Source organism: Azohydromonas lata NBRC 102462, assembly GCF_001571085.1.
GTDB classification, from domain to species: domain Bacteria; phylum Pseudomonadota; class Gammaproteobacteria; order Burkholderiales; family Burkholderiaceae_C; genus Azohydromonas; species Azohydromonas lata.
This window is the reverse complement of record NZ_BCTC01000166.1, coordinates 1-9,846: the sequence shown is the minus strand read 5'-3', so window position 1 is coordinate 9,846 and position 9,846 is coordinate 1. Positions and strand designations below refer to the sequence as shown.

Annotated in this window: 9 protein-coding genes and 1 pseudogene; 8 read left to right on the top strand and 2 right to left on the bottom strand. The window is 70.9% G+C overall.

The genetic code is table 11. The annotated features are described in order from the left end of the window. The 8 genes and pseudogenes from ALA01S_RS34180 to ALA01S_RS29210 all read left to right on the top strand — a co-directional run. A pseudogene (locus ALA01S_RS34180) lies at positions 1–488 on the top strand (hypothetical protein); the annotation flags it as partial. Beyond that, positions 475–828 carry a hypothetical protein gene (locus tag ALA01S_RS29240; protein WP_066342980.1) on the top strand — a complete coding sequence of 118 codons (354 nt, stop codon included), beginning with the start codon at positions 475–477 and terminating at the stop codon, positions 826–828. The pseudogene ALA01S_RS34180 and the gene ALA01S_RS29240, both read left to right, overlap by 14 nt. A gap of 428 nt (positions 829–1,256) precedes the next feature. After that, positions 1,257–1,955, top strand: a complete 699-nt coding sequence (locus ALA01S_RS29235) for an SCO family protein (protein ID WP_066342978.1) — start codon at positions 1,257–1,259, stop codon at positions 1,953–1,955. Beyond that, a complete protein-coding gene (gene coxB / locus ALA01S_RS29230) occupies positions 1,952–2,914 on the top strand; it encodes a cytochrome c oxidase subunit II (protein WP_066342977.1) in 963 nt (320 codons plus the stop codon). The genes ALA01S_RS29235 and coxB overlap by 4 nt, the downstream gene beginning before the upstream one ends. Continuing rightward, the gene (gene ctaD, locus ALA01S_RS29225; RefSeq protein ID WP_066342975.1) at positions 2,911–4,557 is read left to right on the top strand and encodes a cytochrome c oxidase subunit I; all 1,647 of its coding nucleotides are present in this window, start codon (positions 2,911–2,913) and stop codon (positions 4,555–4,557) included. The genes coxB and ctaD overlap by 4 nt, the downstream gene beginning before the upstream one ends. Continuing rightward, positions 4,554–5,180: a cytochrome c oxidase subunit 3 gene (locus ALA01S_RS29220; protein ID WP_066342973.1), complete on the top strand. Its 627-nt coding sequence runs from the start codon at positions 4,554–4,556 to the stop codon at positions 5,178–5,180. The genes ctaD and ALA01S_RS29220 overlap by 4 nt, the downstream gene beginning before the upstream one ends. Further along, on the top strand, positions 5,177–5,527 hold the full coding sequence (locus ALA01S_RS29215; RefSeq protein ID WP_066342971.1) for a cytochrome C oxidase subunit IV family protein: 351 nt from the start codon (positions 5,177–5,179) through the stop codon (positions 5,525–5,527). The genes ALA01S_RS29220 and ALA01S_RS29215 overlap by 4 nt, the downstream gene beginning before the upstream one ends. After that, positions 5,524–6,507, top strand: a complete 984-nt coding sequence (locus tag ALA01S_RS29210; RefSeq protein WP_066342969.1) for an SDR family oxidoreductase — start codon at positions 5,524–5,526, stop codon at positions 6,505–6,507. The genes ALA01S_RS29215 and ALA01S_RS29210 overlap by 4 nt, the downstream gene beginning before the upstream one ends. Before the next feature lie 31 nt (positions 6,508–6,538). On the opposite strand, the gene ALA01S_RS29205 is transcribed toward ALA01S_RS29210, so the two are convergent. Both ALA01S_RS29205 and ALA01S_RS29200 read right to left on the bottom strand, forming a co-directional pair. Next, positions 6,539–9,451 carry an FAD-binding and (Fe-S)-binding domain-containing protein gene (locus ALA01S_RS29205; protein WP_218011553.1) on the bottom strand — a complete coding sequence of 971 codons (2,913 nt, stop codon included), beginning with the start codon at positions 9,449–9,451 and terminating at the stop codon, positions 6,539–6,541. 17 nt (positions 9,452–9,468) lie between these two features. Continuing rightward, positions 9,469–9,846 (bottom strand): thiamine pyrophosphate-dependent enzyme (locus ALA01S_RS29200; protein WP_238456005.1); only part of this gene is annotated, 378 nt, incomplete at its 5' end.

Here is a 9,846-nt window from a genome sequence, read left to right as displayed (position 1 = left end):
GGGCGCCCGCCGCGCTGGAAGCCGAGGCGGCCGAGCAGGTGCCCGTGGCACGCGACCTGGGCAACCTGCTGCTGATGTGGCTGCTGACCTGGGCCTACCTGGCGTTCATGGAGTTCCTGATCATTTGGGCCGAGAACCTGCCCGCCGAGATCGCCTGGTACGTGCCGCGGCTGCACAGCGGCTGGTGGTGGATCGGTGTCGCGCTGGTGGTGCTGCAACTTGCGCTGCCGCTGCTGGCGCTACTGCAGCGCCCGCTCAAGGACAGGCCGCGGCGGCTGGGGCTCATCGCGGCGTGGCTGCTGCTGACCCAGGCGCTCAACACCGCCTGGCTGGTGCTGCCCTCGGTGGCCACCGGCACCTGGCTGGGCTGGTGGCTGTTGCCCCTGCTGGCGCTGGGGATGGGGCTGTTGCTGTTCGAGGCGCCGGCGGCCGCGGCATCCACTGCGCCGGCGCCGGCTGCAAAGGAAGTTGGGCATGTCCGCGCCTGATCTGCCCACGGGACGCATCGCCCTGGCCGGCGCGGCCATCGCGGGCACCGTGATCGGCGTTGTCATCCTGGTGCTGTCGTGGCTGCACGGGCAGGACATGCGCCCCGGCGGCGAGCGGCTGGCGCAGCCGTACACGCTCACTATCCCCGGGCCCCGGTTGCAGAGTGCGCCGCAGCCGGACCTGGCCGCCTATCGGGCCGAGAAGGCAGCCTGGTTGCACGGGCGCGGCTGGGTCGATGCCGGCGCGGGGATCGCGCACATCCCGATCGAGGATGCAATGGCGCTGCTGGCGGCGCCCGCGGCCAGCGCGGCGGCGAGCGCGGCCGGAGGGGCACCATGACCGTTCATGGCCTGTTCAGCCAAGTTGAAAACGCGACCGCATCACGGAAGCTACGAAGCCACGCCCTCCATTTCGTCATTCCCGCGAAGGCGGGAACCCAGGCGGTCCCCAAGCTGGCTGGAACTGATCGGGATGCGGTCGCAGGACTCTGGCTTCGTGTTTCCTGCCTTGCCGCTAGCGCTCCGACGTGGGACCGCCTGGGTCCCCGCCTACGCGGGGACGACGAAACAGTAGGCCAACGAACCAGCTCTCGGCCAATCACGAGACAGCCGTGCCCACGCTTTCGACTGCCGCCTGCAAGAAGCCGCACAACGCTTGCAGCTTGCCTCGCCGCATGGCTGCTGGGCTGGAGCCAAGCGCTGGCACAGCCGCTGTCCATTCCTCCTGCACCACCCAACGCCGGCCTGCAGCAGCGCCTGGACGCCGCCTTGCCTGCGGACCTGCCGCTCGTGGACAGCAGCGGCCGCCCGGTGCGCCTGGGCGACACCTTCGGCGACCGCCCCGTGCTGCTGGCGCTGGGCTACTACCGCTGCGCGCAACTGTGCGGGCTGCTGATGCACGGCCTGCTCGAAGCGCTGCACGACAGCGGCCTGCCCCGCGGCGCCTACCGCATCGTGCGGGTGAGCATCGACCCGGCCGATACGCCGGCCGCCGCGCAAGCCGCGCGCCAGGCCAACCTGGCCTACGCCGATGCGCTGGAGGGCGGGCGAGCGCCGGATGCGCCGCTGGACCTGCGGCTGCTCACCGGCACCGAACCGGCGTTGCGCTCGCTGGCGCAAGCCCTGGGCTGGCGCTACCGCCGCGCCGGCGCCGCCGACGGCCCGCAGGAGGGCTACGCCCACCCCGCCGTGGTGGCGGTGCTCACGCCCGCGGGCCGCGTCTCCCATTACCTGCCGGGCGTGCGCTTCGACCCCGCGGAGCTGCGGCTGGCGGTGGCGGCCGCCGGCGAGGGCCGCATCGGCGGCGTGTCCGACCGCCTGGCCCTGCTGTGTGCCCACCTCGACGCGACGCTTGGGCGCCACAGCGCGGCCGTGATGCAGGCAGCCCGCGCGGTGGGGCTGCTCACAGCGCTGGCGCTGCTGGCCCTGGTGGCGCGGCTGGCTCGGCCGGGGCGGAAGGCGCGATGAGCACCGAAGCCGGTGCCGGCCTGCCCGCGGGCTTCCACCTGCTGGGCCAGTCCGCCTCCACCGCCGCCGCCCCGGTGGACGCGCTGTTCACGGCCATGGTGATCCTGTGCGGCAGCGTGGCGCTGGCCGTGTGCGTGCTGATCACCGCCTTTTGCGTGCGCTACCGCCAGGGCAGCACGGCCGACCGCTCCAGCCCCAAGCGTAGCTTGACGTGGCTGGAAGTGGCCTGGACGCTGACGCCGCTGCTGATCTTCGTGGGCATCTACGCCTGGGCCGCGCGCGACTACCTGCGGCTGTACCGCCCGCCTCCCGAGGCGCTGCCGGTGGCGGTGGTGGCCAAGCAGTGGATGTGGAAGCTGCAGCACCGCAACGGCCGGCGCGAGATCAACGAGCTGCACGTGCCGCTGGGCCAGCCGGTGCTGCTGCGCATGAGCTCGCAGGACGCCATCCACAGCTTCTACGTGCCGGCCTTCCGCCTCAAGCAGGACGTGCTGCCCGGGCGCATCACGGCACTGTGGTTCACGGCCACGCAGCTCGGCGAGTTCCGCCTCTTTTGCGCCGAGTACTGCGGCAGCGAGCACTCGCACATGATCGGCCGCATCGTGGTGATGCGCCCGGACGACTTCAGCCGCTGGCTCGCCGAAGGGCCGGCGCAGCCCAGCCTGGCGCAATACGGCTTCGCCCTGTTCCGCCAGCTCGGCTGCAGCGGCTGCCACGCCGCCGGCTCCACCGTGCACGCGCCGCTGCTCGACGGCCTGCCCGGCCGCGCCGTGCACCTGCAGGACGGGCGCACGGTGGTGGCCGACGACAACTACCTGCGCGACAGCATCCTGCTGCCGCGCAAGGACGTGGTGGCCGGCTTCGAGCCGGTGATGCCCTCCTTCGCCGGGCAGGTGAGCGAGGAGGACATCCAGGCGCTGATCGCCTGGCTGCACGCCACGAACGGGGACAAGCCATGAGCTACCTTGACGACGGCCTCACGCTGCGCTTGTGGCTGCTGGCGCGTGACCACAAGCGCATCGCCATCCTCTACGCCATCGCCATCACGGCCTTCTTCTTCGTCGGCGGCGCGGCGGCCACCCTCATCCGGCTGGAGCTGGCCACGCCGCCGGGCGACCTGGTGGGCGACGACACCTACAACAAGCTCTTCACCGCGCACGGCGTGATCATGGTGTGGCTGTTCCTCATCCCGTCGATTCCGTCGGTGATGGGCAACTTCCTGCTGCCGCTGATGATCGGGGCGCGCGACCTGGCCTTTCCGCGGCTGAACCTGCTGAGCTGGTACGTCTACCTCGCCGGGGGCGTGCTGACGCTGGCCGCGCTGTTCCTGGGTGGCGTGGACACGGGCTGGACCTTCTACACGCCCTACTCGTCCATGTTCTCCAACGGCTACGTCACGCTCACGCTGCTGGGCGTGTTCGTCACCGGCTTCTCCTCCATCCTCACCGGGCTGAACTTCATCGTCACGGTGCACCGCTGCCGCGTGCCGGGCCTGGGCTGGTTCCAGCTGCCGCTTTTCGTGTGGGCGATCTACGCCACCAGCGTGATCCTGGTGCTGGCCACGCCGGTGCTGGCCATCACGGCGCTGCTGGTGGTGGCGGAGCGGCTGTTCCAGGTAGGGGTGTTCGACCCGGCGCACGGCGGCGACCCGCTGCTGTTCCAGCACCTGTTCTGGTTCTACTCGCACCCGGCCGTCTACATCATGGTGCTGCCGGCCATGGGTGTGGTCAGCGAGATCGTGCCCTGCTTCGCGCGCCGGCCCATCTTCGGCTACCGCTTCATGGCCTACGCCATCCTGGGCATCGCCAGCATCGGCTTCCTGGTGTGGGGCCACCACATGTTCGTGGCCGGGCAGTCGCCGGCGGCCTCGCTGGTGTTCTCGCTGCTGAGCTTCCTGGTGGCCATTCCCTCGGCCATCAAGGTGTTCAACTGGACCGCCACGCTGCACAAGGGCGCCATCCGCCTGGATGCGCCCATGCTCTACGCGCTGGGCTTCGTTGGGCTGTTCACCATCGGCGGCCTGACGGGCCTGTTCCTGGCATCGCTGTCGCTGGACGTGCACCTGTCGGACACGTACTTCGTGGTTTCGCACTTTCACTACATCATGGTCGGCGGCTCGGTAATGGCCTACTTCGGCGCGCTGCACTTCTGGTGGCCCAAGGTCACGGGCCGGATGTATTCCGAGGTCTGGGCCCGCATCGCGGCGGTGCTGATCTTCCTGGGCTTCAACTTCACCTTCTTCCCGCAGTACCTGCTGGGCCTGCACGGCATGCCGCGGCGCTACCACGCCTATCCGCCGGAGTTCCAGGTGCTCAATCTGTTCTCTTCCAGCGGCGCGGTGGTGCTGGCGCTGGGCTACCTGCTGCCGCTGGTGTACCTGGCGTGGTCGCTGGCTGACGGCCCACGCGCCACGGACAACCCCTTCGGCGCCACCGGGCTGGAGTGGCAGACCGGCTCGCCGCCGCCCACGCACAATTTCAACGAGCCGCCCCGGCCGCCGCGGCGGGTGTACGACTACGAGCCCCCACCGGCCTCCGCGTCCATGCAGGCCGGCGCGACGCGGGAGCACCCGCTGCCGGATGCCGGCACCACGCCGCCATGAGCGCCGCCGCCCACGCCGAAGCCGCAGCGCCGCCGCCGGACACGGGGCCGCTGGGCATGTGGATCTTCCTCGCCACCGAGTTGCTGTTCTTCGGCGGGCTGTTCGCCGCCTACGCCTGGGGCCGCACGCACTGGAGCGACGGCTTCAGCGAGGCCAGCCGCCACACGCACGTGGTGCTGGGCACGCTCAACACGGCGCTGCTGCTCACCAGCAGCGCGCTGGTGGCCGTGGCGACGATGTGCGCGGGCGAGGAGCGCCGCCGGCGCGCGGCGGCCCGGCTGCTGGCCGGCGCCGCGCTGCTGGGCGTGGCCTTCCTGGCGCTCAAGGGCGTGGAGTACGCCAAGGAGTGGCACGAGGGGCTGTTCCCCGGCCCCGGCTTCTCGCTGGCACGGCACGCGGGCGCGGAGCTGTTCTTCATGCTGTATTTCGTGATGACAGGCCTGCACGCGCTGCACCTGCTGATCGGCGTTGGGCTGCTGGGAACTTTCGCGTTGGGTGCGTGGCGGGGCTCGCCCTGGGCCGATGCCGGGCACGTGGAGGTGGCCGGGCTGTACTGGCACTTCGTGGACGTCGTCTGGATCGTGCTGTATCCGCTGCTGTACCTGGCCGGGAGGGCTTCGTGAGCGAGAGCGACTTCGCGCGCCGTTGCCGGCGCATCGGCATGGCCTGGGCCGCGCTGCTGGCGCTGCTGCTGCTGAGCCTGGGTAGCGCCTACGTGCCGCTGGGCCGGCTCAACCTGGTGATCGGCCTCGCGATTGCGGCGCTCAAGTCGGCCCTGGTGCTGGGGCTGTTCATGGGCCTGGGCCGCAGCGCCGCACTGGCGCGCGTGGCCGCCGCGGTGGCAGCCGGGACGCTGGCGCTGCTGTTGGGCCTGGGCAGCGTGGACTTCGCCACGCGGGCGACGGAGCCGGTGGCCATGCAGCAGCCGCAGCAATTGCGGCCGCTGCGACAAGGAGGACCTTCGAGATGAACACCGCAGTCGTCACCGGCGCCTCGGCCGGCATCGGGCGCGCCATCGCGCGCGAGTTCGCACGCCACGGCTGGCGCGTCGCGCTGCTGGCCCGTGGCCTGGACGGCCTGGAAGGCGCCCGGGAAGACGTGCAGCGTCTTGGAGGCCAGGCGCTCGTGATCCCCACCGACGTGGCCGATGCCCAGCAGGTGGAAGCAGCAGCCGCCCGGGTAGAGGCCGAGTGGGGGCCCATTGACGTCTGGGTCAACAACGCGATGGCGACCATCTTCTCGGACAGCCTGCAGATCACGCCAGAGGACTTCAAGCGTGCGACCGAGGTCACTTACCTCGGCGCGGTCTGGGGCACGCTGGCCGCGCTGCGGCGCATGAAGCCCCGCAACCGCGGCACGGTCGTGCAGGTGGGCTCCGCCCTGGCCTACCGCTCGATCCCGCTGCAGGCGCCGTACTGCGGCGCCAAGGCGGCGCTGCGCGGCTTCACGGACTCGTTGCGCTGCGAACTGGCGCACGACCGCAGTCAGGTGCACCTGACCATGGTGCAGCTCTCGGCCTTCAACACGCCGCAGTTCGAATGGGGCCGCACCACACTGCACCAGCGCCCGCGCCCGATGGGCAAGATCTTCCAGCCCGAGGTGGCGGCGCGGGGCGTGTACTGGGCCGCCACGCACCGGCGCCGCGAGCTCTGGGTGGGCTGGCCGGCCGTGCAGGCCATCCTCGGCACGCGGCTGGTGCCCGGCTTCCTGGATCGGCTGCTCGGTCGCACCGCGGTGGACGGCCAGCACACCGACGAGCCGCTACCGCCGGGCCGGCAGGACAACCTGTACACGCCGGTGCCCGGCGACCATGGCGCGCATGGCCGCTTCGACGTTCAGTCCAAGCGGTTCAGCTTGCAGCTCTGGCTCGACACCCACCGCCCTGCCGTGCTGGGCGTAGCCTTGGGCGTGGCCTGGTGGTTCAACATGCGCTCGCGGGCCCGGCGCTGAGCGCGCTTCGCGCCCGGTTGCGGGAACAGCTTCAGCGGGGAGCGTCCAGGCCCATGCACAGCACCTCCGCCAGGTGATGCACCGGCCGCCCGGTGGCCTGGACGATCTGCTCGCGGCAGCTGTACCCGTCAGTGATGATCAGCGCATCCGGCGCCATCTCGCGCACCGCCGGTAGCAGGACGCGCTCGGCGCAGCGCATCGACACATCGTACTTCTTTGCCTCGAAGCCGAAGGAGCCGGCCATACCGCAGCAGCCGGTGTCAGGCTGGCGCAGTTCCAAGCCCGTCTTCTTGAGCAGCGCCAGCTCGGACTCGGTGCCCAGCACCGACTTGTGATGGCAGTGCAGGTGCACCAGCGCCGAGCGTTGCAGCGGCACCAGCGCCAGGTCGGGCGCGCGCTGCTGCAGGAAATCGCTGAGCAGGAAGCTCTGCTGGCGCAGCCGCCGCGCCTGCTCATCGCGCGGCAGCATCATGGACAGCTCCTCCTTGAACACCGACAGGCAGGCGGGCTCCAGCACGACGACGGGCGTGCCGGCGGCCAGCTCACTGTCGAGTGCCTCCAGCACGCGCCGCAGGTAGGCGCGCGCCGCGTCCAGGTAGCCGAACTCGTACAGCGGCCGCCCGCAGCACAGCCGCCGGCGCGGCAGCCGCACCGCGAAGCCGGCGTGGCGCAGTACCCGCACCGCCGCCTGCGCCACCTGGGGATGGAAATGGTCGTTGAAGGTGTCGGGCCACAGCAGCACCTCGCCACGGGTGCCGGGGCCGTCGTCGCGCCGCCACTCGAAGCCGGCGCGGAAGCTGCGCCGCGCGAAGGCCGGCAGCCGCCGCTGCGGCGCGATGCCCACGCCGCGCTTGATCAGCCCGGCAAAAGGCTCGTGCTGCGACAAGGCGTTCACCACGCCCGGCGCCAGGTCGGCCATCACGCAGCAGCGGTCGATGAAGCCGAACACGCGCGCCGCCAGAGGGCGCGGGTGGTGCTCGTGGTAGTGCGACAGGAACTCGGCCTTGTACGAAGCCATGTCCACCTTCACCGGGCATTCGTGCCTGCAGGCCTTGCAGGAAAGGCACAGGTCCAGCGCCTCCTTCGCCGACTCGTCCTGCCAGCCGCGCCGGAGCACGCCCTGCTCGCGCTCGCCGTTGAGCATCTCGAACAGCAGGTGCGCGCGCCCGCGCGTGGAGTGCTTTTCTTCCAGTGTGGCCTTGTAGCTGGGGCACATGGTGCCCTCGCGCTTGCGGCACTCGCCCACGCCCACGCAGCGCAGCACGCTGCGGCCGAAGTCGCCCTGGTCGTCGGCGAAGAACATGCGCGTGGCCACGGGCAGCGGCCGGTAGCTGGTGCCCAGGCGCAGGTGCTGGTCGGCGCGGTAGGGGTGCACCACCTTGCCGGGGTTCATCAGGTTGTCCGGGTCCCACAGCGCCTTGAACTCCTCGAAGGCGCGCACCAGTTCCGGCCCGTACATGATGGGCAGCAGCTCGGCCTTGGACTGGCCGTCGCCGTGCTCGCCCGAAATCGAGCCGCCCAGCGAGGTGACGAGCCGGGCCGCGTCGTGCAGGAAGCGGCGGAACTTGTCGATGCCGGGCTGGGTTTCCAGGTCGAAGTCGATGCGCGTGTGCACGCAGCCCTGGCCGAAGTGGCCGTAGAGGTCGCAACCGTATCCGTACTCGTCAAAGAGCTTGCGCAGCGCGCGCAGGTACTCGCCCAGCCGCTCGGGCGGCACGGAGGAATCTTCCCAGCCCTCCCAGGTGACCGGCGCGCCGGGCACGTGCGCCGTGGCGCCCAGACCCGACTCGCGCACCTTCCAGATGTGGGCTTCCTGCACCGGGTCGTCCACCCGCTTCATGGTCGGCGGCTTGTCCACTTGCTGGAGGCGGTCCATCAGGGCCTGCGCCTTGGCATCAGCCTCCTGGCGCGTGTCGCCGCCGAACTCCACCAGCAGCCAGCCCCGGCCTTCGGGCAGCAGGCCGACGTAGTCCACGTGCAGGTGGGTGTGCTTCATGTCCTCGATGAGCCGCTCGTCCATTCCCTCCAGCGCAATCGGCCCGGCCTGCATCACCTCCACCACGTGATCGCCGGCCTCGTAGACGCTGTTGTAGCCCAGCACCAGCAGCGTGCGTGCCTTGGGGTTGGGCAGCAGCCGCAGCTTCGCTTCCAGCACCACGACGCAGGTGCCCTCGCTGCCCACCAGCGCCTTGGCGAGGTCGAAGCCCTTTTCGGGCAGCAGCGCCGGCAGGTTGTAGCCCGAAACCCGGCGCGGGATGTCGGGGAACCTCGCCCGGATCAGCGGCGCGTAGCGCTCGGCCAGCTGTTTGAGACCGGTGACGATGTCCGCCGTCCGCCCGCCGGCCTGGCGGATACGCTCGAAGGCCGCGTCGTCGGTGGCACCGACCGTCAGGCGCAGGCCGTCGTAGGTCAGCACGTCGAGCTCGATGACGTTGTGCACCGTCTCGCCACCCATGACCGAATGCGGGCCGCAGGAGTTGTTGCCTATCATCCCGCCCAGCGTGTTGTGGTCGTGGGTGGCCGGGTCGGGGGCGAAGGTCAGGCCCTGGCGCGCGGCCTGGTCGCGCAGCTCGTCCAGCACCACGCCGGGCTGCACGCGGGCGGTGCGCGCGGCCGGGTCAATCTCCAGCACATGGTTCATGTATTTGGAGAAGTCCATCACCACCGCGACGTTGCAGCACTGGCCGCACAGGCTGGTGCCGCCGCCGCGCGAGAGCACCGGCGCACGGAACGCACGGCAGGCGGCGACGATGGCGATGACGTCGTCCACGTCGCGCGGGATCACCACACCGATGGGCACCTGCCGGTAGTTGGAAGCGTCGGTGGCGTAGAGGGCGCGGCTGCCGTCGTCGAAGCGCACCTCGCCGCGCACCGTCTCGCGCAGGCGGCGTTCCAGGGCCGCGGCATCCAGCGGCGGCAGCGGCACGGCGGGCGGCTTTTTCACAATGCCTGCTCCAGGCCTCAGCCGCGCCCGGTCGTGAGCCCGTCCCACGCCTCGCGCATGCTGGCCATGACGACCTGCAGCGCCTCCGGGTCACCCTGCAGCAGCGCCTTGGCGTAGTGGCGGGCCTGCTTCCAGGTCACGTGCGGCGGCAGCGGCGGCACGTTGGCGTCGGTGACCATCTCCAGCAGCACGGGCCGGTCGGCCGACAGCGCCTGCTCCCAGGCGCCGGCAATGGCGTCCGGGTGGTCTACCCGCAGCCCGTGCAGCCCCAGCAGCTGCGCGTACTGCGCGAAGGGAAAAGCCGGCAGCACCTGCGAGTCCTCGAACTTCGGGTCGCCGGCGGTGCGCTCCTCCCAGGTCACCATGTTGAGGTCGCCGTTGTGCAGCACCATGAT

Bases quoted from the DNA above. Each gene is read 5' to 3' on its own strand.
- ALA01S_RS29240 (WP_066342980.1), top strand. From the start codon at position 475: ATGTCCGCGCCTGATCTGCCCACGGGACGCATCGCCCTGGCCGGCGCG.
- coxB (WP_066342977.1), top strand. From the start codon at position 1,952: ATGAGCACCGAAGCCGGTGCCGGCCTGCCCGCGGGCTTCCACCTGCTG.
- ctaD (WP_066342975.1), top strand. From the start codon at position 2,911: ATGAGCTACCTTGACGACGGCCTCACGCTGCGCTTGTGGCTGCTGGCG.
- ALA01S_RS29220 (WP_066342973.1), top strand. From the start codon at position 4,554: ATGAGCGCCGCCGCCCACGCCGAAGCCGCAGCGCCGCCGCCGGACACG.
- ALA01S_RS29210 (WP_066342969.1), top strand. From the start codon at position 5,524: ATGAACACCGCAGTCGTCACCGGCGCCTCGGCCGGCATCGGGCGCGCC.